The sequence below is a fragment of the Anaerocolumna jejuensis DSM 15929 genome, from assembly GCF_900142215.1.
GTDB lineage: Bacteria > Bacillota > Clostridia > Lachnospirales > Lachnospiraceae > Anaerocolumna > Anaerocolumna jejuensis.
Genome location: NZ_FRAC01000006.1, coordinates 403984 through 428372, shown reverse-complemented (window position 1 = coordinate 428372; position 24389 = coordinate 403984). Strand labels below are relative to the sequence as shown.

General features: G+C 41.7%; 19 protein-coding genes. 18 read left to right on the top strand and 1 reads right to left on the bottom strand.

Annotated features, from left to right (window positions below; genetic code table 11):
• Positions 1–15: 15 nt before the first annotated feature.
• Positions 16–2547 (bottom strand): ABC transporter permease, encoded by a 2532-nt coding sequence (locus BUB77_RS01915; protein WP_073272375.1) that lies wholly within the window; start codon positions 2545–2547, stop codon positions 16–18.
• A gap of 273 nt (positions 2548–2820) precedes the next feature.
• On the opposite strand from BUB77_RS01915, the gene BUB77_RS01910 reads away from it, so the two are divergent.
• From BUB77_RS01910 to BUB77_RS01820, 18 genes are all read left to right on the top strand, one after another.
• Complete coding sequence (locus tag BUB77_RS01910; RefSeq protein WP_073272974.1) at positions 2821–3699, top strand: YicC/YloC family endoribonuclease; 879 nt, start codon at positions 2821–2823, stop codon at positions 3697–3699.
• A gap of 19 nt (positions 3700–3718) precedes the next feature.
• Positions 3719–3970, top strand: coding sequence for a DUF370 domain-containing protein (locus tag BUB77_RS01905; RefSeq protein WP_073272373.1), 252 nt, complete (start codon positions 3719–3721; stop codon positions 3968–3970).
• 55 nt (positions 3971–4025) lie between these two features.
• Entirely contained in the window at positions 4026–4283 is a 258-nt protein-coding gene (gene rpoZ, locus BUB77_RS01900; RefSeq protein ID WP_073272372.1) for a DNA-directed RNA polymerase subunit omega, read from the top strand.
• A 232-nt stretch (positions 4284–4515) separates the two neighbouring features.
• Positions 4516–5025 carry a signal peptidase I gene (gene lepB / locus BUB77_RS01895; protein WP_073272972.1) on the top strand — a complete coding sequence of 170 codons (510 nt, stop codon included), beginning with the start codon at positions 4516–4518 and terminating at the stop codon, positions 5023–5025.
• Positions 5026–5051: 26 nt separating this feature from the next.
• On the top strand, positions 5052–5774 hold the full coding sequence (gene lepB / locus BUB77_RS01890; protein WP_242962332.1) for a signal peptidase I: 723 nt from the start codon (positions 5052–5054) through the stop codon (positions 5772–5774).
• A gap of 31 nt (positions 5775–5805) precedes the next feature.
• Complete coding sequence (locus BUB77_RS01885) at positions 5806–6375, top strand: Ig-like domain-containing protein (RefSeq protein WP_073272370.1); 570 nt, start codon at positions 5806–5808, stop codon at positions 6373–6375.
• 215 nt (positions 6376–6590) lie between these two features.
• Positions 6591–8456, top strand: a complete 1866-nt coding sequence (locus tag BUB77_RS01880) for an S-layer homology domain-containing protein (RefSeq protein WP_084123867.1) — start codon at positions 6591–6593, stop codon at positions 8454–8456.
• Between the two features lie 24 nt (positions 8457–8480).
• Positions 8481–10370: an RND family efflux transporter gene (locus BUB77_RS01875; protein WP_073272366.1), complete on the top strand. Its 1890-nt coding sequence runs from the start codon at positions 8481–8483 to the stop codon at positions 10368–10370.
• A 14-nt stretch (positions 10371–10384) separates the two neighbouring features.
• Positions 10385–11116, top strand: a complete 732-nt coding sequence (locus BUB77_RS01870) for an ABC transporter ATP-binding protein (protein WP_073272364.1) — start codon at positions 10385–10387, stop codon at positions 11114–11116.
• Positions 11113–12282, top strand: coding sequence for an ABC transporter permease (locus BUB77_RS01865; protein WP_330392474.1), 1170 nt, complete (start codon positions 11113–11115; stop codon positions 12280–12282). The genes BUB77_RS01870 and BUB77_RS01865 overlap by 4 nt, the downstream gene beginning before the upstream one ends.
• 67 nt (positions 12283–12349) lie before the next feature.
• Positions 12350–13939 carry a D-alanyl-D-alanine carboxypeptidase family protein gene (locus BUB77_RS01855; protein WP_242962331.1) on the top strand — a complete coding sequence of 530 codons (1590 nt, stop codon included), beginning with the start codon at positions 12350–12352 and terminating at the stop codon, positions 13937–13939.
• Between the two features lie 117 nt (positions 13940–14056).
• Positions 14057–14914, top strand: coding sequence for a metallophosphoesterase (locus BUB77_RS01850; protein WP_073272362.1), 858 nt, complete (start codon positions 14057–14059; stop codon positions 14912–14914).
• Positions 14915–14954: 40 nt separating this feature from the next.
• On the top strand, positions 14955–15557 hold the full coding sequence (locus BUB77_RS01845) for a hypothetical protein (protein WP_073272360.1): 603 nt from the start codon (positions 14955–14957) through the stop codon (positions 15555–15557).
• Between the two features lie 55 nt (positions 15558–15612).
• Positions 15613–16368, top strand: coding sequence for a segregation and condensation protein A (locus BUB77_RS01840; RefSeq protein ID WP_073272358.1), 756 nt, complete (start codon positions 15613–15615; stop codon positions 16366–16368).
• A gap of 77 nt (positions 16369–16445) precedes the next feature.
• Positions 16446–17015 (top strand): SMC-Scp complex subunit ScpB, encoded by a 570-nt coding sequence (gene scpB / locus BUB77_RS01835; RefSeq protein ID WP_073272356.1) that lies wholly within the window; start codon positions 16446–16448, stop codon positions 17013–17015.
• A gap of 297 nt (positions 17016–17312) precedes the next feature.
• On the top strand, positions 17313–18884 hold the full coding sequence (locus BUB77_RS01830; protein WP_073272355.1) for a spore germination protein: 1572 nt from the start codon (positions 17313–17315) through the stop codon (positions 18882–18884).
• A gap of 2 nt (positions 18885–18886) precedes the next feature.
• Positions 18887–21112: an endospore germination permease gene (locus BUB77_RS01825; protein WP_073272353.1), complete on the top strand. Its 2226-nt coding sequence runs from the start codon at positions 18887–18889 to the stop codon at positions 21110–21112.
• A 316-nt stretch (positions 21113–21428) separates the two neighbouring features.
• On the top strand, positions 21429–24380 hold the full coding sequence (locus BUB77_RS01820; RefSeq protein WP_073272351.1) for an N-acetylmuramoyl-L-alanine amidase: 2952 nt from the start codon (positions 21429–21431) through the stop codon (positions 24378–24380).
• The last annotated feature ends 9 nt before the right edge of the window (positions 24381–24389 follow it).

Here is a 24389-nt window from a genome sequence, read left to right as displayed (position 1 = left end):
TCATGTTGTAATGGTCTATTCATACTTAATTTCCTGGATGACAGATAGCTTTCTGCTTCTTATGAGAATGGGCAGGGTAGCAAATAAAACAATAACCAGCGAGACAGCATATATAAGGGGCAGTGACGAATAATCCAGCGTTATGGACAGGGGCATACCAATTGATTTTGACAGGCCGGATATTAATTTAAGTCCGAATATGCTGTATACCGATGTAATAACCATGGCCCAGGTTACGGAAGCAATGGACTCATAGAATAAAATCCTGGTTCGTCCGGCATTTTCCATTCCGATAGAAGACAAGACAGCAAATTCCCCTTTTCTTTGTAAAAAGCTTATGGATACATTGTTTACAATGCCAAGAGCTGCAATAATGATTGCCATATAGGAAAAAATACTGAGAGCTTTCACCATCATCTTGTTATTTTCTACGTTATTATCACACATCTCATCCCTGGTGATGGCTGAGGCACCAACTTTCCGAAGCGTGGGTTTTAGCGTTTTCACTGCCTCCCGGGGGGCTGTATCGCTTCGAAAGGTAATAGTATTTGCGGAATTGATTCCGTAAAGTTCCTTTAAGGTGTCTAATTTTATAAGGATGAAGTATCCGTTATTAAATAGTCTGCCATCTACAATACCGGATATTTTAACGGATTTTTTGATGCCGTTGCAGGTAAGTTCAATGGTATCCCCAACTTTATTCTTTAATTTTTTTTCTAATGCGGTGGTAAGAATAATTCCGTTAGTATCCTTATTAAAGTCAGAAATGTAATTGCTGTAGTCTTTACTGTCCAGCTTTAAATAACGGTTATATTCCGTGTAGGTATCAATGTTTGTGCCGATAATATTAAGGCTGATATCATTGGCAGATGCGGTATTACCAATGGTGCCTTGTTGATTGTTGATCAGATTAATATCCTTCTCGCTGATACCCATACTTTTTAACTTATTTACCATATAATCCGCAGTCGATTCCTTTTCATTCCCTCTTAAGGTGGATATATTGCTCAACTCAACATCAAAATCCAGTTGGGTATAGGCCTGGGTCACAACACGAATCATACTGGAGCCCAAAGAGGAAATAGTAATAATGGAAGCAAGGGAAATGATGATCAGGGTTATATTTCCAAGCAGAATCTTTGAAGTACGCAGATTGTTTATGGCATAAATCAGATTTCTGCTTTTTCCTTTTAATAAGTGATACAAGCCTCTTGATAAGATGTCGATTAATTTGGGATAGGCCAGTATGACACCCGTCAGGGAGGCAATTAATACTACTGCCGAGAAGCCGCCTAATTTGCTTTTTAAGGTGATAAAAAGAATCAAAGATAAAAGGAGCAGGAAGCTTCCGCATATGAATTTCTTCCAACCAATGGTCTTAAGGATTCTTACATCGTTCAGGATAACGTCTTTTACCTGTAGACGTGATATTCTGTGTACCGGTATGATTACGGACAGGAAGGATAGGATTACCGCGAATAAGCATCCTTTTATCAGATAAGCAGGTTCGATAGTCACCGCTCCGTAAATGCCGTAATCTTTTAGCGGCGATATCATGCGGGTTATAATGTGTAAAGATACTACGCCCAGCAAGCAGCCTAATATGGCACCGCAAATGCCATACAGAAGGCTTTCCATATACAGAATGAATTTTACCTTACCGGCAGTAGCCCCCTGGCTTAGAAAAGTGCCTATGGCAGACAGCCTCTCAGTAATAATAAGTTTAAAGGAGCTGTAAATAATGATAGAGCTCATTACTACCACGATTATCAGCATGACATACAATATGGATTCCATACCGGCAAACTGTTCTTTTACGGCTGCTTCATCAAATAGCTTATCTGCCGTAAAGGAGGAGTTCCCTTTGTTAAACTGGTCAATGCCGTCCTGTACTGTCTTACCGGAGGAAAGGGCCAGAATGAGATTATACTTTCCTGTGGCATTAAAATCCTTGCTTAGATATTCATAAGGAAGAATCACGCTAAAGGAATCTTTTTTATCATTATAAAATACACCGGAAGGAGCACTGATGGCTGTAATCTGAAACTGTTCTGTTTTGCCGGCAATGACCAGCTCAAGGGTATCACCTGTCTTTAAGTTATGCTTTGCGGCTGTTCTTTCTGAGATGATACAGGAATTATGAAAGAAACCGGAAAGGCTGCCCTCAATTAGCTTATAACCGGTAATATACTTTTGTTCTCTTCCGATTACCGTGATATTCAGCATTGCTTCATCGTCAGTACCTGTTTTATCGGGCATCATACCGTTAACATAGAGCTCTTTTATGATACTGTCTTTTTGGATGCCCTGAAGCTTCAAACCCTTATCGGAATAAAAGGGCTGGCTTTTATCCGTAGAGGTAATAAGGATTTCTTTGTTTTCGTAGGATTCCAGTTGAGGACCGGCCAAGGTATCTAAAATAATGTCCATCATCCCGGTACTGGCAACTAACAATGCGGTACTGATGGATATTGCGATGAGCAGCAGTAAAAACCGTCCTTTCTTTTCTGTCATGCTTTTTAGTACATACTTTAAAAATACTTTCATGCCTTTCTCCTTCGGCTGCTAGATTGAGTAAATGATTTACTGATTGGTATTGTATTCCATGTATCCTGTCATTTGAAGTGTGTCATGTCACAGGTTCAAGTGACAAATGTAATATTGCAGTGAATCCTCATAGGTTCTGCCAAGCTGCAGGGAAATATTAAAAGATAAATTCAAACTGAAATTCTTGACTTGTACAGGTATTTCCATTATAATTAGATGAAATGCCTTAAAAAGGCAGGCAAGAAAAAATGAATAATGAAAGAACGTGAAATCATGTTGAAAAGTATGACTGGCTTCGGGCGCTGCGAAAGGGCAGATGCAGAGCGCAAGGTTGTTGTGGAGATGAAAGCGGTAAACCACAGGTATCTGGATATTAATATTAAGATACCAAAGAAACTGAGCTTTTATGAGGCTGGGATTCGAAGTATCTTGAAGAAATATATTAGCCGTGGCAAGGTAGACGTGTTTATCAGTTATGAGGAGCATCAGGAAAACAGCGTCTGTGTAAAATATAATGAGGCCATAGCGAAAGAATATCATGATAATCTAAAGAAGATGGCTGATACCTTTGGAATAAAGGATGATATAACAGCATCCATTCTCTCCTCCTACCCCGAAGTGTTTACCTTAGAAGAAGAGCAGTCTGATGAACAGGAGATATGGCATCTCATTGAGGAAGCCGTTACCGGTGCCTGTGCACAGATGGTGGAATCCCGCAGTCAGGAAGGGGAAAATCTGAAGAAGGACTTAAGCGACAAGTTAAAGGGTATGCTTAAGGTAGTCTATACCATAGAAGGCTATGCTCCCCAGATTCTGATAGAATACCGTGAGAAGCTTAGAGGCAAAGTGGAAGAGCTTTTAGGTGACACCATGATCGATGAAAGTATTTTAGCTACGGAAGTAACGGTCTATGCAGATAAGATATGTGTAGATGAAGAAACTGTAAGACTTAAGAGTCATATTGAAAATATGCTTCTGTGTTTAAATCAAGGGGAAGAGGTTGGAAGAAGACTGGACTTTATTGCCCAGGAAATGAACCGGGAAGCCAATACGATTCTTTCAAAAGCCAATAATATTGACATCACCAATATGGCTATTGATTTAAAGACAGAAATTGAAAAGATTCGAGAGCAGATTCAGAACATAGAATAGCTGAGGCGGTGAGACAGGAATGAATCGGTTAATCAATATTGGTTTTGGTAATGTAGTAAATGCTGATAAAATAGTCGGTATCATCAGCCCGGAGGCTGCTCCTATCAAAAGAATGGTTCAGAATGCCAAGGATGCAGGAAATGCCATTGATGCAACCTGCGGAAGAAAGACAAAAGCAGTGCTGGTCATGGACAGCGGACATCTGGTGCTATCCTCTCTGCTACCGGATACCATTGCAAACCGTGTTAATACAAGGGATGATTCTGAATGAAAGACAGCAAGGAATAAATTCCAATTAATATAAAGCGAAAGGCAGGAAATTCAATATGTTACATCCATCCTATACAGACTTAATGAAAGTAGTAAACAGTGACGTTGAACCCGGAGAACAGCCGGTTGTAAACAGCCGTTATTCCATCGTACTTGCGACAGCAAAAAGAGCCAGACAGTTAATCAGCGGAGCAGAGCCTATGGTCCGCGCAACTACCTCCAAGCCTTTATCTATTGCAGTAGAAGAAATGTATCAGTCTAAGGTAAAGATACTAAATGATGAAGAAGCAGGAAAGGAAAGTAAATCCGAATAAATGCGAAAGGCATTCCCGTTTATCCTCCTAACGTCCTTAAAAAGCAAGCTTGGCAGGTAGGAGGCATGGCGGGGGTGCCTTGCTTTCTATACGGAGGTTCTATAATATGGATGATAAAAAGTTAGCAGGAAACAATGAGGCGGATGAGAATAGGCCTAATAAGGAGCAGGAAAGTCCGGAACAGGAAAAAACAGCGTCAAATAAATCCGGTTACGGCAAGGATATAAGGGATATGCTGATTTATTTTACACTTATTATCGTTGCTGCGCTGTTAATTCATAATTTTGTGGGACAGCAGATAGAGGTAAGCGGAAGTTCAATGGAATCTACTCTACATAATGAGGACCACTTGATATTGGAGAAGATATCCTATGAAAAAGGGGATCCTAAACGTTTTGATATCATTGTTTTCAGACCCTATGAAGATGACAAAAAAACGTATTATATAAAAAGAGTTATCGGTCTTCCGGGAGAAACCGTTCAGATTATTGGAAGCGATATCTATATTAACGGTGAAATATTGAAAGAGGATTATGGGAATGCTTTAATAGAAGATGCCGGAATTGCAGGCGAACCAATTAAGCTGAACAAAGGCGAATATTTCGTATTGGGAGATAACCGTAATAACAGCAAGGACAGCAGAAATCCTGTGGTAGGAGTGGTCAGCCGTAAGAGTATTTTGGGAAGAGCCTGGGTTAGAATATGGCCGCTAAATGATTTTGAAGTATTAAAACATCAGTAAAGTCAGTGAAACGGAAGGAAACGAAAATGGAACAGGAGCCAAAGGAATATGCCGATTCCCCGGCAGAAGAAGCGGCTAAGAAAGCGGAAGCAAATGAAATGACACAGGGGACCGAGGTAACAGAGGTCGAGGACACAGATGTCCAGGTAAACGAGACGGATGATAAGCCTGATCTGCTCATAAACGGCAATCTGCCTGAAAAGAAGAAGGCAGCTTCCAAAATACGGGCTATTATTAAGGACATCATCACATATGCAATCATTTTTGCTGTCTGCCTCTATGTAATTCCTACCTTCGTTATTCAAAAGACAATCGTTGACGGACCCTCTATGGAGAATAATCTTCATAACGGCGAGCAGCTTATGGTTGAAAAAATCAGTTATCACCTGAATGCTTTAAAGCGTTTTGATATTATTGTATTTTATCCCTATGGCAGGCAGGATAAGGAAGATTACTTTGTCAAGCGTGTTATCGGCCTTCCGGGAGAAACAGTTCAGATAAAAGGCAAAGACATCTATATTAACGACAAGAAAATAACGGAGCATTACGGCAAGCAGCCTATAACCAAGGCAGGTATTGCGGCCAATCCCATTACCCTGGCCGATGATGAATACTTTGTTTTGGGGGATAACAGGAAGGTAAGCTTTGACAGCCGTTATTCCGATGTGGGACCGGTTAAAAAGAAAAATATCGGAGGCAGAGTGCTGCTTCGGGTTTGGCCATTGAATAAATTCGGAATTCCGGAATAAGATATAATAAGAAAAGCGAAAAGGATAAGGGATGAAAAAGGATTTTTTTCGCTTATTCCGTTTTCAGGGACCAATTTCAATTGTATATTACATTGCCTTTGCAGGTCTGCTTTGGTATCTTATAATACCCCATACCTCTCTCTATTATAAAAGCAATATCTTTGACCCGTTTTCCCAGAAGATAAACGCGGAGGATATTGTCTTAAAGAAAGGGGAAGAATTCCATATCTATCTTCTCAGGCTCAATAAGAGGGTGAGCTTTTCCTCTACGGATATAAAGGTGGCAGACGTCAACATTTTCGGAACGGTTACGGCCTTCCGGCCAGGAACTACCTTTATCCGTATCCGTTTTGATGGTAAGGAGCGTAAATGCAGAGTAAGGGTAATAGATATCAGCCGTAAAAAGCTCGTACTATCCAAATGGAACGGCAGCAGGCTGTATATAAAGGGGCCAAATGGCAGAGTAAAATGGTATAGCGGAAACAAGAAAGTAGCAACTGTAAGCCGTTTTGGCAAGGTAAGAGCCCGGAAAAAAGGCAGTGCTGTAATTTATGCCAGGGTTGAAGGAAAGCTTTTGACCTGCCAGGTCACAGTAAAATAAGAATAGCAAGCTCGTTGGCTGCGTCATCTTTTTTAAGATGGCGCAGTTTTTTAATTCTTTCAATTCTTTCTAAAATATTACGATAACTTTTCAAACTTCTTAATTTATCCTTAAATTTTTCACAATTTATTCACAGAAAAATCACCGCTTATTTTTAGAATGAAAATGTATTTTACTGGTTGATATTAGTAAACTTATTGAAAAGGAGACATTAAATGCAGCGAAAACTACTAATGGTAATACTTATTGCGGCTGTTCTTGTCACAACAGTGTATCCGTCTGTTTCAGTAAAAGCAGACAGCAGCAATGCACAAAAAGTAATCAATGAACTTGGGATTATGAATACGGACAAGGGCAGCTCCAATGCCCAGTCAGCAAATGTGAGCAGAGCTGAATTTGCGCAGATGCTGATTAATTTGTCTGCAAAAAAAGATTATGTAACAGCTAAAACCAATGTAAGCCTGTTTGGAGATGTTAAGAAAACCTATTGGGCAGCAGGCTATATTCAGGCAGCAGTGGAAGCAGGCTATATGTCCGGTTACATAAACGGTTCCTTTAAGCCTTCCTCAGCGGTTACCTTGAAACAAGCCGTATATGGTGTTATCAAGCTCCTTGGATATACCGACGGGGATTTTACCGGCAATGTATATACCGGAATGATGAATCTGTATACAACCAAGAATCTGAATGAAAATATTTCTAAGACAACAAACCAGTCCCTTACAAGAAATGACTGTATCAATCTGTTTTACAACGTACTGACAGGAACTACAAAAGAGGGAAAAGTTTACGGAGAGACTCTGGGGTATAAGGTGGATACAAATGGTGAAATCAACTATCTTACCTTAGTCAATTCTTCCATGAAAGGGCCTGTTGTAGTAAAGGACAACTGGAAAGAGAAGATTCCTTTTGCACTGGCACAGGCCAAATACTACAAGGATGGGAAGACTTCTTCCTTAACGGCAATTGACCAGTATGACGTGTTATATTATTCCACGAAACTTAAAACGGTCTGGGCATATGATAATAAAATTACAGGTACTATCCAGTCTGTCGGCACGGAAACCCTTTCACCGGATCAGGTTTCCATAGCAGGAACCCAGTATACTTTAAGTACAGTTGAGGCAAAAGAGCAGTTTGCAGCTGGCGGCAGCTTTGGAAAGGGAGATGTTGTAACCTTACTGCTTGGCAAGGACAATACCGTAGTTTATGCCCTGAGTGTGAATGAGCTCAATGTATCTTTAACGGGTATTATTTTAAGCACAGGAAACCACACCGCAGCCGATGTTAACGGAAATTATAAATATACAGCCTATATGACGGTGGTCGATGCAGGTGGCAGCACCTTTGAGCAGGACTATGATGATACAAAGGTGAGCTTTATGGCCGGGCAGCTTGTAAGTATAACCTATACCGACGGAATTTCAACAGTTGAAATCTGCAAATCTGCAAATACCCTGCTGACCGATTTGACCTTTTCCGCAGATGGCCTGGCTCTGGGAAATTATGAGCTGGCAGCCGATGCAAAGATACTGGATTACAGCAACGGAGCCTATGTTACCCTTTATCCGAGCCGTCTTGGAGGAACCCTGCTGGGTACAGGCGGTGTTATCTATTATGAATTAAATGCCAGAAATGAGATAACAGAGCTGATTCTCAACAATGCAAGCGGTGATTTATATCAATATGGCATATATCTTGGCGTCACTGGCTCAAACAGTTCCGGTATTACAAGCCAGTACATATTGAATGGAAAAACCTCTACTGCCACATCGACGAAGGTGCTTTCGGACAGTACCGGACCGGTAGGCTTAATGTTAAATGGAACGGTAATCTCCTCTGCTCTGAAGCTGCAGTCGACCTCTGTAAAAGCAGCAGGAACCACATACATACAGGATTCCTCCATGAAATATCTATTATCGGACAATGTACAGGTTTATTTTTATGACGGAATAAATTATACCCAGGCAACGTTAAGTCAGGTATCGGACTTAACAAGATATAAACTGACAGCTTATTATGATAAAACCACAGCCCTGGGAGGCCGTGTGCGCGTCATCATAGCACAGAAAACAAATTAAGCAGTATTTTAAGGAGGATAGATAATGAGTCTGTTTAAGAAAAAAGACGGCACAAAGACAGAAGCGGCAAATGGCAGAAAAGTAAGAAAAAAAGGCAAAGGGAAAAAAATCATACGTATTGTAATTATCCTGCTCATCCTTTTAATTTTGGCTGGATTAGGCTATAAAAAGCTGATAGCCGATAAAACCCAAAAAACATCCTCGGAAAATACGGTCCAGACAGCCAAGGTTGAAACCAGGGATATTGAAAATGTCCTGACTTCCTCCGGTACGGTTCAGCCCCTTAATACCTATGAGGTAAAGACTTTGGTAGAAGGTGAGGTAATATCCGCTGATTTTGAAGAAGGAGATGAGGTAAAGAAGGGTCAGGTCCTCTACCAGGTTACCACCGACACTCTTGATAAGAAGATTGACCAGGCGAAAACCTCCGTTTCCAGGGCGGAAAAAAATTATGATAAGTCTGTTAAAAATTACGATAAAGCAAAATCAAACTATGAGGATGCCAAGAAGGATTACGACGATGCAGTAGAAAAATATAAGAATCTAAACTTAACGGCCCCGGACTCCGGTGTTATAACGGAGCTTATGGTAAAAGCAGGGGATAATGTCCAAAAAGGCGGTCAGATTGCCAAGATTTATGATAACAGCTACATGCTGCTGGAGGTTTATTTTAATGCTTCTGACGCTGTTTCCTCCCTGGTCGGGAAGAAGGCTTCCATTGAATTATCAGGCAGCGGTGAGGCCTTATCCGGTACTGTTACCAAGGTAAGCAGCCTTGAAGAAGCCTTAAGCGGCAACCGGATTGTAAAGAAGGTCACAATAAAGGTAAAGAATCCCGGCGGTATAACCACTGAGAGTAAGGCAACAGCCACTATAGGAGACCTTTCCTCCAGCCAGGAAGGAGCCTTTCAGGTACTTACCGACACCGTGGTAACGGCAGATAAAGCCGGTGAAATAGCAAAGCTTTCGGTAGAGGAAGGCGACAGAGTAGCAGCAGGGGGCTCCATAGCGGTATTGGATAAGGATTCTACCAGTGAACAGCTGGATTCCTACGAAAAGGCTGTAGAGAATGCAAAAGATTCCATGGAAAATGCCAACGATTCCATTGAAACTGCAAAGGAAAGCATTGAAGATGCAAAATCCTCTTTAGAGGAGGCTGTGGATACCAAGACGGACTACAGCATTACGGCACCAATTTCCGGAAAGGTGATCAGTAAGGATGCGCTGGAAGGAGATACGATTAATAATCAAAGCAGCTTATGTACCATTTATGATTTATCTGCCGTAAGCTTTGAAATGTACGTGGATGAACTGGATGTCAGAAGTGTAGCGGTGGGCCAGGAGGTCAATGTAACCGCAGACGCACTGGAAAATACGAAAATAAGCGGTGTGGTAACAAACATAAGTCTTGAAAGTACGACTAACGGCGGAGTTACCCAGTACCCTGTAACGGTACGCATTGATGACATCGGAGATTTACTTCCCGGCATGAATGTAACCGGTGAAATTGTTGTAGAAAAGGCGGAAGGTGTTCTGGCCATACCGGCAGATGCCCTGATGCGCGGTAATTCAGTTTATGTGAAGGATTCTACGGTAACGAAAGCAAATGGAAATGTTCCGGCAGGCTTTAAGGAAGTGCAGATAGAAACCGGTCTGACAGACGGTGACTATATAGAGGCAAAGAGCGGGTTAACAGCGGGAGAGGAAGTCTATGTGAAGCGTACCAGCTCCGGTAACACACAGAACATGATGCCCGGAATGATAAATATAGAAGGCGCCCCAGGCGGACAGGGAGGCCCGGGAGGTCAGGGAGGTAACTGGCAAGGCGGCGGAAGCAGTCAAAGAAGCGGCTCCTTCGGAGGCAGTCAGGGCAGTAAAAGCCAGGGCGGCGGTTCCGGCAGCGGCGGCAAATAGGAGGTGTTACCGTTATGAGTGAAAGGTTGGAGGATGGAAAAGAACCATTAATTAATTTAATTGACATTTATAAGATATACCAGATGGGAAACACAGAAGTACGCGCCAATGACGGAATTAGCCTTAAAATCTTTCATGGTGAGTTTGTTGCTATTGTAGGAAAGTCGGGAAGCGGGAAATCTACGATTATGAACATTATCGGCGCTCTGGATGTTCCGACAGAAGGGCAGTATATCCTGAACGGAGAAGATGTTTCTACTTTAAAAGGAGATGAACTGGCGGATATCAGAAACCGGACCATAGGATTTATCTTTCAGCAATATAATCTGTTAGCCAGGCAGACACTTCTTGAGAATGTAGAGCTTCCCCTCCTGTATGCAGGGGTATCCAGGCGTAAGAGAAAAGAGCTTGCTATGGCGGCTCTTGACCGGGTTGGTATAAAGGATAAATATAAGAATTTTCCCAACCAGCTTTCCGGCGGACAGCAACAAAGGGGGTCCATTGCCAGAGCATTGGCCGGAAGTCCCTCCCTGATTCTCGCCGACGAACCTACAGGAGCTTTGGACTCCAGGACCAGCAGAGAGGTGCTGGACATTTTAAAGCAGCTCAATGAGGAAGGGAATACCATTGTATTAATTACCCATGACCAGTCCATTGCTGCGGAGGCTAACCGCGTTGTATCCTTAAAAGACGGAAAAATTGATTTTGACGGCAGCGTAGAGGAATACAGGAGGAGTCGTCCATGAGTATACTTCAGACCTTTAAAATAGCAATTAAAAGTATTATCGGAAATAAGCTGCGCTCCTTTCTGACAATGCTTGGCATGATAATCGGTGTTACCTCTGTTATCACCTTGATCGGCCTTATGAACGGCGTAACCAATTATGTACTGTCCACCTTTTCCGACATGGGAACCAATATGCTGACGGTATCGGTAACCAATACGGATACCAGGTTCGTAAAGGTGGATGATGTCTATGCCTTTGTAGATAAATACAGTAATGTATTTGAAGGGGTGACCCCTTCCGTTACGAGCAGGTATACCTTAAAATACGGAACCAATTCTATGACAACAACGGTTACCGGAGTGGGAGAGGATTATGCCGATTTGAATGACTTTAAGCTCTCCAGCGGAAGATTTATAGACTATGCGGACATTAAGAGCCGTTATAAAGGCTGTGTTATCGGCACCTACATCGTAAATGAGCTCTTTGACGGTTCAGCCAAAGTAGGAGATACTATCCGGATAAATGGTGAGATATACAAGGTTATCGGAATCAAAGAGGAGAAAGCGGATTCCGAGGAAAATTCCGCAGACGATTGTGTCTACATTCCCTATTCCAATGCCGTGCGAATGGGCGGAACCAGTATCTCAAACTACAGCTTTGCCGCTGTAAGTGATGACAAGGTAGATATCTGCAAGACCCTCCTTGATAACTATTTATACAATATTATGAAGGATGAAGACCTGTATACCATATCGACGATGGCAGAGCTTCTGGAAAAGGTAACGGAGATGACCAATATGATGGGCTCCATCCTGGGCGGTATTGCAGGAATTTCACTACTGGTTGCCGGTATCGGAATCATGAATATCATGCTGGTATCCGTTGTTGAGAGGACAAGGGAGATTGGTATCAGGAAATCCATGGGAGCCAAGAGAAAAGACATCCTTCTGCAATTTGTTATTGAAGCGGCAACCATCAGTATTCTGGGAGGAACAGTGGGGATTATCCTGGGATGGGCAGCGACCACCAGTATTGGTAATGCATTTGGACTGGATGCCTATCCAACGATAAACTCCATAATACTGGCCTTTGGAGTATCAGCCGGAATTGGTGTGGGCTTTGGCTTTATGCCGGCAAACAAGGCTGCAAAATTAAACCCTATAGATGCCCTTAGAAGCGAATAAAGTTGGTCTAAAATCGGATACTTCATACTAATTATATACTAATAGGTTATGGACTAGTGAGGTTAGTATGAAGTATAAGAAATATGCGAAAATTCTATGCTTTGTGTTATGTATTGCGTTATTATTTTCCAGTAATATAGGCGCAGAAGGCTCAGCAAAAACCTTTGCAAAGGCCGGACAAATTACGAGTGGTCTGATGAACGCAGCTAAAGACGCCGAACAGAAAGATAACGATAAGAAAGACAACGAGCAGAAGGACAGCAGCCAGAAGGACAACGAGCAAAAGGATAACGAACAGAAGGACAGCAGCCAGAAGGATAACGAGCAGAAGGACAACGAGCAGAAGGACAGCAGTCAGAAGAATAACGAGCAAAAGGATAACGAACAAAAGGACAGCAATCAGAAAGACAACGAGCAAAAGGATAACGAGCAGAAGGACAGCAATCAGAAGGACAACGAGCAAAAGGACAACGAGCAGAAAGACAGTAATCAGAAAGACAACGAGCAGAAAGACGGCGATAAGAAAGACAGTGCTCAGAAGGACAGCACACAGAATGTCCCCCAGGATAATGCAGCAGTTGATATCACATCTGAGTCGGCAGTTCTTATAGAAGGATCAACTGGAGTTGTTATTTATGATAAGAACAAGGATGAAAAGAGAAAGCCTGCCAGTATTACAAAGATAATGACACTTTTACTGATATTTGATGCCCTGGCAAGCGGTAAGATTAAACTGACGGATCAGGTAACTGTCAGTGAGTACGCTTCCTCCATGGGAGGCTCCCAGGTCTATCTTGAGCCCGGAGAAACTCAGGATGTAAATACCATGATAAAATGCATCAGCATAGCCAGTGCCAATGACGCAGCTGTTGCCATGGCCGAATACATAGCAGGCTCTGAAGAGTCTTTTGTAAACATGATGAATGAAAAAGCAAAGGAACTGGGTATGAACAATACTCATTTTGTGAATTGCTGCGGTCTTGATGTGGATAACCATTATACCACGGCTTATGACATCGCTCTTATGTCCAGAGATCTTATCACAAAATATCCGCAGATCAGTGATTATTCCACTGTATGGATGGAAAATATCACACATACTACGAAAAAAGGGCAAAGCGAATTCGGCCTTACCAATACCAATAAGCTGATTAAAAGCTATAACGGGATTACCGGGCTAAAGACCGGCTCCACCAGCCTTGCCAAGTACTGCCTGTCTGCAACAGCCAAGCGGAACGGAATGGATATGATAGCAGTCGTTTTGGCAGCACCGGAAACAAAGGTACGTTTCAGAGAAGCAGCAAAGCTGCTGGACTATGGCTTTGCCAATTGCAGTATATTCCAGGATGACAACAAAGATCTTGCAGTTACACCCATACCGGTGAAAAAGGGTGTGGCTGACGGCTTGAATTACCGGGTAAACAATAAATTTTCCTACCTTTGCCTAAAGGGAACCAACCCGGCAGATATTACAAAAAAGGTAACAATAGAAGAAAGTGTCTCCGCACCGGTAAAGGAAAATGACAAGGTTGGAGAGGTCACCTATCAGCTGGGAGGAAAAACCATAGGAAAGGTAGATATTGTAGCTGCCGAAAATGTCGATAAAGCAAGCTTTAAAGATTATTTTAAGGCAGCAGTCAAAAAATTCTTATTCTAAGAAAAAGGGCACTATAGACCGCAGAGAAAGTCTGTGTTATAATTGATAACAGGCTTTTTGGCGGTCTATCCTTTTTATGGAAATCATAAATAGAAAAATAAAAAGAAAGGGCTATGAATGATAAAAATAATAGGAGCTCTTATTTTACTCCTTCTTCTTATAGAATACATCAGAAATCTGAAACCGGAAATCACGGAAGAGAATGTGGAGTCGGAGAGACTTCCGCAGGTCTTTGACGGATTTCGTATGGTCATTTTGGCGGACCTTCATAATTACAGCTTTGGCAAAGGGAATGAAGTACTAAAAAAACAGATTGATTCTGTGAAGCCGGACATGATCCTGGTGGCAGGGGACATGCTGGTACGAAAAGCACCAAAAAAGTACGATACCGCCTTTGAGCTCTTAAAGGCCCTGTCCAGAAAGTACCCCATTTACTATGGATTGGGTAATCATGAGCAGAGTCTGGCTGGTGAAAAAGAGGAATATGCGGCTCTTTACCGGGAGTATGTGAATAAACTGGAAAAAGAGGGCATTATTTTCCTGGATAATCAAAGTGTAATACTGAGAAGAAAAAATGATAACTTGAAGATAACTGGTCTTTCCATTGAAAAGGATTACTATGGTAAATGTAAAATACCCGAGATGCCGGCAGATTATATTGAAAATCTGGTGGGAAAATGCGAAAGGCAGTGTTATAATATATTGATTGCTCATAATCCTGTATATTTTATGAATTATGCAGCCTATGGGTCTGACCTCATTTTGGCCGGACACGTTCATGGCGGGATTATCAGGCTTCCCTTTTTAGGGGGAATGCTATCACCCCAATACCGCTTCTTTCCGAAATATGATGCCGGGCGCTTTTGTGAGAAGGGAAGTACTATGCTGATATCCAGAGGCCTGGGACTTCATACTTTAAAATTCCGCATCGGAAACCGTCCGGAATTAATGACAATTACCTTAAAAAGAAAATAACAGTAGCAGACAGATTTGTTATGCAGGAGGAATGACATTTATGAGAATACAATTGATAAGTCTTTTCGCTGCTTTTTTGGCAGGCTGTATCGTAATGATACTCCATGAATTTCCAAAAGCCTTATTATACAATGGATTAAATAAAAATCAGGACCCAATGAAAAAGAGAAATGTCTATAAATTATATCAGTATATTGACCCTATCGGAATTCTGTTCTGCGTAACCAATCAGGCCGGATTTTCAAAGCCCTATATGTACCGGTTAAAAAACAGGCGGAGCAATTTATTACTAGGAATCTGCGGTTTTACAAGTTTATTCCTTGTGTTTGTCATCAGTGTTGTTGTAATGAAACTACAGCATGATTTTTCTACTCCCCTGACCTATAATCCCAACGACAGTACCGGCAGATTGTTTTTACAGTTTTCTTTGATATATATGGCACTTATCAGTTTGAGTATGCTGTTTGTGAATCTGTTTCCTGTGTCGACCTTTGATATGGGGCTGTGTATTGCCGCAAAGTCTCCTTCCAGATATTTTTCTATTATTAAAAATGACTATCTGATAAAAGTCTTATTGATTTTTGTGGTTATCTTTCAACTTTTAACAGATCTTTCAAAATTTATTTTAGCGCTGTTATTATGAAAAAGCTTTAACGGTACGGACAGAGCTGATATTATACGGTGAAAGGGTAGAAGTAATGGAAATTTCATTTAAGCTGGAGGTGTTTGAAGGTCCCTTGGATCTGCTGCTGCATCTGATTGAAAAAAATAAGGTAAGCATCCAAGATATACCGATTGTTCTGATTACAGAACAGTATATGGATTATGTTAATCATATGGAAACAAAAGACCTTAATATTATGAGTGAATTTCTTGTTATGGCAGCTACGCTTCTTAATATAAAATCAAAGATGCTGCTGCCTAAGGATGAGAAAAAGGATACCTCTGAAGAGGACCCAAGACAGGAGCTGGTGGAAAGACTCCTGGAATACAAAATGTTCAAATATATCTCCCTGGAATTAAAGGACAAGGAATTGGATGCGGGAAGAGCCTTTTACAAAACGCCGACCATACCGGAAGAGATTAAGGATTACGAAGAAAAGGTGGATGTAAGCGTACTGCTTTCAGACCTGACCCTTGCCAAATTACACCGGATATTTGAAACAGTAATGAAAAGACAGACGGATAAGATTGACCCTATCCGAAGCAAATTCGGACGAATTGAAAAGGAAGAGGGCAACCTGTCCGAGAAGATGGAAGAAGTGGCAAGATACGGGAGACTGCATAAGAATTTCTCTTTTTATCAACTGTTAATGGGACAACGGGGAAAAACAGAGATTATCGTTACCTTTCTTGCTGTTTTGGAACTAATGAAGACCGGAGAAATTATCATTAAACAGGACAACCTGTTTGAGGATATTATGATTACATATAAAGAAGCTGCAGTTGTATGATGGAACTGCATTTGATTTGCCAGGAATAAAGGATTCAGCCTGCCCGCAGGTTCAACACAGGCAGAAAAGAGGTTTAAATGGAGATAAAGCAGATTAAGGCGGCAATTGAAGCCATACTCTTTACCATGGGAGAAGCAGTGGAGCTGGACAGGCTGTCAGCTGCCCTGGGACATGATAAGGATACGATTAAGAAGATAATACATACCATGATGGATGATTATAGCAGCGAAGAGAGGGGAATCCAGATTATTGAGCTGGAGGATTCCTACCAGATGTGCACCAAAACCGAATTATACGATTCGCTGATTAAGATTACCCATGTGCCCAAGAGACATATATTAACGGATGTACTTCTTGAGACCTTGTCCATTATTGCATACAAGCAGCCCATTACCAGAATAGAGATTGAGGCAATCAGAGGTGTGAAATCAGATCATGCCGTCAATAAGCTGATTGAATATAATCTGGTCGGAGAGGTGGGCAGAATGGATGCACCGGGAAGGCCGATTCTTTTTGGTACAACAGAGGAATTCCTAAGAAGCTTTGGTATCCACTCATTGGAAGATCTGCCTGTCATAGCCTCGGATAAAGTGGAGGACTTTAAATTGGAGGCGGAGGAAGAGGTTCAGCTCAGGCTGGATATTTAAGGAAGAGCCTTTGATTATCGTTAGTTATATCCGAAATTAGATTTAGCAAATAGAAAAATAAATATAATAGAAGCACCATGACTTTAGGCGGTATACTCTTTAGGGGCAGACAGTTCAAGCAATAAAATTGTTTGCAATGCGGAGGAATATTAATGTCATGGTGCTTTTTTTTGATGTCTTCATTACAATATTTACCTTGCCTTTGGTTTATAAGTCCTCCTGCTGACCATGAGTAAACAGCGTATCTTTGGATATAATACCAGATATATGAAAACAATGGACTTTAAGGAGGCTTAAATGACCCTTTTACATGATGATAGGAACCATATAACGGCTCTTTTTTCCAAGGTTCTTGATGAGAACATCGACACCCTGTCGGTGCTGTTTGAAAATTGTGCTGATGTTGTAAAAAGAAAGCTCAGCGTTGGGGGCGAAAATAAGGTTGATATTTTTATTATTTATATCGACAACATGATAGATAAGGAACTCCTTGAAATGAACACGCTGCTTCAATTATTCAGGGATTTGCAGGATATGCCTGAAACAGATAAGTTTGATTATATAAAGAACCGGGGCATACAGACGGTGGATTTAATTGAAGTCAGCACCATACCGGAGCTGGTAGGACAGATCCTTTCAGGAGATACCATTATTATGGTGGACGGCTATGACAAAGCCCTGAGAGTATCCATGCGCAAGGCGCCGAACAGAGGTGTACCCACCAGTGAGAATGAAGTAACCGTCAGAGGCTCCAAGGAAAGCTTCAGTGAGGCCCTGTTCATTAACCGGGTACTCTTAAGGAGGCGAATCAAGGATACAAACCTTAAGATGAAGCAGCAAAAGTTAGGAGCCAGAACTCTTACGGATGTGGCAATCTGCTATCTGGATGGGGTGGCAAAGCCTGAGGTTATTGCTGAAATTGAGAGGCGGCTCAATGAATATACCATAGACGGCCTCTTGGACAGCGGCATGCTGGAGCAGCTTACGGAGCGCAATACCTATTCCCCCTTTCCGGAATTCCAGTCTACGGAAAGGCCGGACAAGGCAGCGGCAGCCTTATTGGAGGGAAGGGTGGTAATTCTGGTGGACAATTCCCCGGTAGCTACCCTGCTGCCCACTACCTTTAATTCTTTTTTTCAGGCTTCCGATGATGCTTATTCCAGATGGGAAGTGGCAACCTTTCTCCGCCTGCTGCGCTATATAGGAGCTTTTATAACGATGACTCTTCCGGGACTTTATGTAGCCGTATTAAACTATAATGCAGAGCTTTTATCACCTGCAATGGCCCTTTCCTTCTCGGCAGCCAGAGAAGGGGTTCCCTTCTCCGTACTGGTGGAAGTCATTATTATGGAAATAAGCTTTCAGATGCTGTTGGAAGCGGGAGTCCGGATGCCGGGGCCGATGGGAGGAACATTAGGCATTGTAGGTGGCCTTATAATTGGTGACGCCGCAGTAACTGCCAATATTGTCAGCCCCATTGTCGTTATCGTAATAGCGCTTACTGCCATTACGGCATTTACCGTTCCGAACGAACCTTTTGCTTCTGCATTTCGTATTATCCGGTACTTTATTTTAGCCTTATCCGCTTTTCTTGGCTTGTTTGGCTTTATTATAGGAATTACCTGTTTATTGATACATTTAGGCGGTTTAAAAAGTTTCGGTATGCCCTATATGGTTCCTTTTGCTGCATCTGGTATCAATCATGGCTCTGATACCAAGGACGGCATGATCAGATTTCCTTTTCGCAGGCTAAGCAGGCGTCCTTTATTTGCCAGAAGGGATGAAAGAACGAAGCTGGTCAGAAAAGAGCGCAGCAGTGGGATGAGTGGTAGGGAAGAAGAATATGAGGATGGGAAGGGAGAAGAATAGGAATGTTTTCAGATAATGACAGAATATCCTTAAGGCAGTTCACACGTTTATTAGTATTTGACCTCTTTAGTGTTTCCGGCTTGATAATTCCCAACATTGCAGCAGCCTCCTCCGGCAGGGACGGATTGTTAGCTATCTTCATCGGCACGCTGCTTGCATTTATATACGGCTATCTGATACTTTCTTTGTGTAAGCAGGCAGGCGGAAGGTATCTGAATTACTGTGACGATACTTTCGGCAGGTTTGTCACCTTTTTCGTAGCAATACCTTATATTGTGAAGCTGTTCCTATGCCTTGTATTTTCAGCAAAGATATTTGGACAGGTTATTAATCAGAGCCTTCTTGCAGATACGGATAACCGGATAATTATAATATTTCTCCTGATGGCATCGGCCTATGCTGCCTCAAAGGGCATGGAGGTAAGGGCAAGAATAACAGAAATCATTTATTTTTTGGTAATTATCCCGGTAATTCTCTTCCTTGTTTTGGGCATCAGAAAGGTAGACCCTGCCAATCTTACCCCTTTGTTTACGGAAAGCGTTAATGACATAGGGCTTGGCAGTTATCTGGTGCTTTTGACCTTTAGTGCTTTGGAAATGATGATTTTTGCGGCACCCATGATTCATTACCGGAAATCCGATATAAAAAAGGGTAAAAGGTTATTTAACTATGCGGGAAGGGCAATAATCATTACCGGCATTCTGGACGTCCTGATGTACATTGTTACCATGGGCCTGCTTGGCGGGAAGGAGACTGCGGATAAGCTGTGGTCTGCCATTAACATTTTTCAGATGGTAAAGCTCCCCGGAGGCCTGGTGCAAAGGCAGGATGCTCTTATTCTTTCCATATGGCTCCTCAGTATCTTTACCTTGACCAGTGCGCTGTTTTACTATTTGAGCTATATTTCAGGGCATATATTAAAGCTGTCCAACCGGAATTATTTGCTGATACCGTTGATTCTGCTTGTTTTCGGGGTGGCCGTTATTCCTATCGACACCGACCAGTTCTACTATTATTTCAAAAAATATATGATGTATATTGGCATGCCACAATCCCTGATTATACCTTTTCTGGTTGCATTTACAGGGAAATTGAAAAAAATCATAAATAAGAAGGCGGTCATCAACACATTATTTGCCTTTGTAATAGCAGCAGGAGCAATGACCTTAACGGGCTGCAGTGATATGACAGAAATAGAAGACCGGAATTTCATACAGGCGGTCGGAATTGATTCCGAGGGAGAAGATATGATAAAGGTTTATTATATTCTTCCCGATTTAAAAGCATTGACAAAGCAGGGGGTAGAAAACCCGAAAAAATTAACCCTGTCCTTTCAGGATAAGGACTTTTCCGAGATTGAAGAGGATTACCGGTTTGAGAATAATAAGCGGCTTGATTTCAGCCAGCTTAAGGCCATTATTCTTGGAGACGGCATTTCAAGAAGTAAGGAAAAAATGGATGCCTTTCTGACCTATGTGGAAAATAAATATGAGCTTGGAAGAAATACTCCTATATTTTTAGCAGAGAGTAAAGCCGGGGATATTATGGATTTGAATAATGAGATTGAAGGGGGCATCGGAGATTACCTGGCCCAGCTCAGCCGCATTAATCTCAGGAGCAACGGAATTGAAGAAATCGATGTGGGGGACCTGGTTCTGGCGAGAAATGAAGGTAATATGAACGTTATCATTCCCATGCTTAAATCGGAGGAAAAAAAGCTCAGAGTGTCCGGACTGGGTATTTATTCAGACAGGCTGGTGAATTTTCATGCTACGGAAAAGGAAAGTGACTTTATCTATTTTGCCAGCGGCTTTGGTAAGAATAAGATACTTTATCTGCCGGGAGAGGATAAGAGCGCTCTGCCCGAATATGTAATAAAAGTCAACCGTTTGACCAGGACCATGGAGTTTCATGAAAAGGATGGCAGGCCATATCTTACTATGATTGTGGAGGGCAATGCGACCATACAAAAAGGCCTGGAAAAAAAGGATGGAAAGGCTAAAAATGAGGATATAGAAAAGATAGAAGACAAATGCAGTGCTTATGTAAAGGAGAATATTGCAAAGACCATTAATACAATCTGTTTTGAAAAAGGCCTGGACTATATGAATCTATACCGGATGACCGGTTACAGGAATCGAGGTCTGTGGCTGGCTTATAAGGAGAAGCAGGCTGATTTTCTAAAGGATCTTACTATAAATCTTGAGGTGGATTTCCACATTCAGTAGAATTGTAAAGGAAAATCAAGGGAATGGAGTCGATTAAAAAGTTACGGGGCTGTTGCAAAAGGAAGCTTCATACCGGATATTGCATAAATTCGTTTGTGTATACAAGGTCCGATATTTGCTGTTCTTTTTGAAGCAGCCTTTTTGAAGCAGCCCTTTTGAGGCAGACCCTGATTTAATAAATTATCTTATATTTTATGTGCTATTCCTAATAAAAGCCATCAGCGGAATATTAAGGAAAATGATAGAAATTTGACACATTTCCAACAAATTATGGCATTAAATTTGGTATGATTATAAAATTAGGGAGGAATCAGGAGTGATAAAGTTCAAAAACTTAAATTTCAAAAATAATAAAATTCAATATAATGACAGAGGAAAAAATAAGCATATTGACTTTTGGAAAAGCAGATTAACCTATATCATGGCAGTTGTGATACTGATATGTTTTATGCCTGTTACCAGTGCAAAGGCAGCTGCCGGGCTTTCACTCTATAATTATCAGACGAAACAGGATTTTACATATAACGGGAACCAGGTAGTATACACCTATAATGGAAAGAAAATACCTTCAAAGGTACCGGGTATCATTATTGATGGTACTTCCATGGCTTCCGTGAAAGAAATCTTTGCAGATTCCGGAATCCAAATGGCATACAAGCTTCAGGGAGAAGATAAACTGACATTATCCTATGGAAAAACAGTTATGGCGATGACACTTGGCAGTAAAACTGTCCTTGTAAACGGGAAGACGGTTACGGCACCATTGGCACCTGTAAAGGTGAAATTTAAAGCACAGAATACATCTAAAATATTGGTTCCTGCAAGATTTGTAGCAGAATCCTTCGGATTTTCCTATCAGTGGGACGGAATTTCAACAGCTGGAATAACAGGTGCCCTGGGCTTAAATTATAACGGCAGTGATATAAATTATACAGGCACACAGGGAAAGGTAAGTATTGATGGTAAGACGGTAAAATCAGGGTCCATACCGGTTATTATAGTAGATGATACGGCACTGCTTCCGGGATGGAGTGTATTTGCCGATTCTTCCATTAAGGCAGGCTTTTCTTATAATAAAAAAACCAATGAGGTTATCTTAAAAAAGAACGGTACGGTGATTAAACTGACCATAGGTAATAAAACAGCCTATGTAAACGGAAAAGCTAGTGTATTGGATACGCCTCCTTTATATGTAACAAATCTAAGCAGCAAGGAAGCCTGTGTAATGGTACCTGGAAGTTTTATTGCAGCCAATCTGGGATATGATTACAGCTGGAATAGCGGGACAAAAACCTCACAGATAACTACGAAAAGTAACAGTGGGAAAAATAACAGCGGGCAAAACAATAATGGACAAGACAACAGCGGACAAAATAACAGTGGGCAAAACAATAACGGACAAAACAATAACGGACAAAATAACAGTGGGCAAAATAACAACGGACAAAGTAACAACGGACAAAACAACAGCGGGAAGAACAACAACGGGCAAAACAGTAACGGACAAAGTAACAATGGACAAAATAACAACGGACAGAACAACAATGGGCAAAACAGCAACGGAGATAATAATAACGGTAATCAGAGCGGTACAGACAATACTACCCTGCCCGATACAGACCTATTTCTGTGGGAGCTTTTGCCTCAGTTGTCAGACGGCTATATGGCAGCCAGCAATGCAGCTAACACCAAAGAAGTTTCTCAGGATGGAGGAATCTTATCCAATATACAATCCATTAATTTAGACCAGGTATTAAACGGGACCAGCCAAAAAGAGGTGTATACCATAAAGGCGGCAGCTCCACTCAGTAAAACAACAATAAATACGGAGGGGAATCTATTAAAGCTTCATATCAATAATTCCTATGTATATGCAGCTTCAAACAATCTGGGAGGGGTCCTTGCCGGAGGGTATAATGCAGTCTCTAATACCATAGAAAATTACAGTGAGATAAGCTTTCAATTAATCAATGCAGATACAAAATATGAGGCTGCCCTGTCAGATGATAAATGTACTTTGACCTTGACCCTGTATCCCAATTATATTAACTCAGTGGCTGCAGGAAGAAAAAATGGGGAGGAGTTTGTAAAAATAACTGGTTTGAAAGTAATGCCAGTCACCGTAACGGAGAGTACCGGCAGTATCGTTTTACAGGTACCTTATTCCATAAATGGGGTGGGAAATAATAGTTCGGCCTCTTCCCTGGATTGCATAAAGGCTGTAAATATTGCAAATGTGAATGACTATACAACGAATATTACCATAAATAAAGCATCAGGGTACAGTTACCGTGTGGAGCAGGACCAGAACAGCTACACCATCCTTTTCACCAAAGGCGATACCTCGGGTAACGGAGGAAATACACAGTCCGCCCTGCAGTTTAAGCTGCCCCAGGAGGTTAATTATTCCGATGTCACAACGGAAGACAGATACCGTTTTGACCGGAACCAAATAGCTATTCTCCTTCCCGGTGATTTGACGGATTTTTATAATAGCAATCCGGTTACATTTTCATCCGGTGTAGTGCAGAATGTCTCAGTAAATTATGTGAATAACCAGACAGAAATACTGATAGAAACCTCAAAACTTCAGGGCTTCCGTTTAGCCAAAACGAAAAGCGGCGTAAGCGTGACCTTAGGAGACCCCAGGGAAATGTACAAAAACATTGTGCTGCTGGACCCTGGCCACGGCAGTAATAGGGCAGGAGCCACCCGTACCTTAAATGGTAAAAAAATCATGGAAAAGGATTTGGCACTTGCCATATTATACGAAAAGGCTCAAAAATACTTTAATGCCCCCGATTCTCCAATCAAGGTATATTATACCAGAAATGGAGATGAAACCAAATACTCCGATTACTATAAGGAGCTTTATGACAGGGCTGCAAGAGCAAAGTCTGTTGGGGCGGACTTATATGTAAGCCTTCATATGAATTCCAGTACCGCCACATCACCAAAAGGTACGGAAATTCATTACAGCTCCAAGAACAACAAAGCCAATGCAAGCGGGCTGACCAGTAGAAAAATGGCAGAAATGTTTTTGAATAACCTGACGGCAAATCTTGGAACAATAAACAGGGGTGTGAAGGATGGCGGAATTATAGTTGTCAAAGAAAATACGGTACCCGCCGTACTCATTGAGCTGGGATTTATGTCAAACAAAGAGGAATTAACCTTATTAAATGATCCGGATTTTCAGGATAGGGCTGCAAAATCCATTTACGATACCTTATGCCAGGTATTTGCAGCTTATCCGACGGGAAGGTAGGAGCCCGGA

Coding starts and splice junctions, on each gene's coding strand:
- BUB77_RS01915 (WP_073272375.1), bottom strand. CDS start 2,547: ATGAAAGTATTTTTAAAGTATGTACTAAAAAGCATGACAGAAAAGAAA.
- BUB77_RS01910 (WP_073272974.1), top strand. CDS start 2,821: ATGTTGAAAAGTATGACTGGCTTCGGGCGCTGCGAAAGGGCAGATGCA.
- BUB77_RS01905 (WP_073272373.1), top strand. CDS start 3,719: ATGAATCGGTTAATCAATATTGGTTTTGGTAATGTAGTAAATGCTGAT.
- rpoZ (WP_073272372.1), top strand. CDS start 4,026: ATGTTACATCCATCCTATACAGACTTAATGAAAGTAGTAAACAGTGAC.
- lepB (WP_073272972.1), top strand. CDS start 4,516: ATGCTGATTTATTTTACACTTATTATCGTTGCTGCGCTGTTAATTCAT.
- lepB (WP_242962332.1), top strand. CDS start 5,052: ATGGAACAGGAGCCAAAGGAATATGCCGATTCCCCGGCAGAAGAAGCG.
- BUB77_RS01885 (WP_073272370.1), top strand. CDS start 5,806: ATGAAAAAGGATTTTTTTCGCTTATTCCGTTTTCAGGGACCAATTTCA.
- BUB77_RS01880 (WP_084123867.1), top strand. CDS start 6,591: ATGCAGCGAAAACTACTAATGGTAATACTTATTGCGGCTGTTCTTGTC.
- BUB77_RS01875 (WP_073272366.1), top strand. CDS start 8,481: ATGAGTCTGTTTAAGAAAAAAGACGGCACAAAGACAGAAGCGGCAAAT.
- BUB77_RS01870 (WP_073272364.1), top strand. CDS start 10,385: ATGAGTGAAAGGTTGGAGGATGGAAAAGAACCATTAATTAATTTAATT.
- BUB77_RS01865 (WP_330392474.1), top strand. CDS start 11,113: ATGAGTATACTTCAGACCTTTAAAATAGCAATTAAAAGTATTATCGGA.
- BUB77_RS01855 (WP_242962331.1), top strand. CDS start 12,350: ATGAAGTATAAGAAATATGCGAAAATTCTATGCTTTGTGTTATGTATT.
- BUB77_RS01850 (WP_073272362.1), top strand. CDS start 14,057: ATGATAAAAATAATAGGAGCTCTTATTTTACTCCTTCTTCTTATAGAA.
- BUB77_RS01845 (WP_073272360.1), top strand. CDS start 14,955: ATGAGAATACAATTGATAAGTCTTTTCGCTGCTTTTTTGGCAGGCTGT.
- BUB77_RS01840 (WP_073272358.1), top strand. CDS start 15,613: ATGGAAATTTCATTTAAGCTGGAGGTGTTTGAAGGTCCCTTGGATCTG.
- scpB (WP_073272356.1), top strand. CDS start 16,446: ATGGAGATAAAGCAGATTAAGGCGGCAATTGAAGCCATACTCTTTACC.
- BUB77_RS01830 (WP_073272355.1), top strand. CDS start 17,313: ATGACCCTTTTACATGATGATAGGAACCATATAACGGCTCTTTTTTCC.
- BUB77_RS01825 (WP_073272353.1), top strand. CDS start 18,887: ATGTTTTCAGATAATGACAGAATATCCTTAAGGCAGTTCACACGTTTA.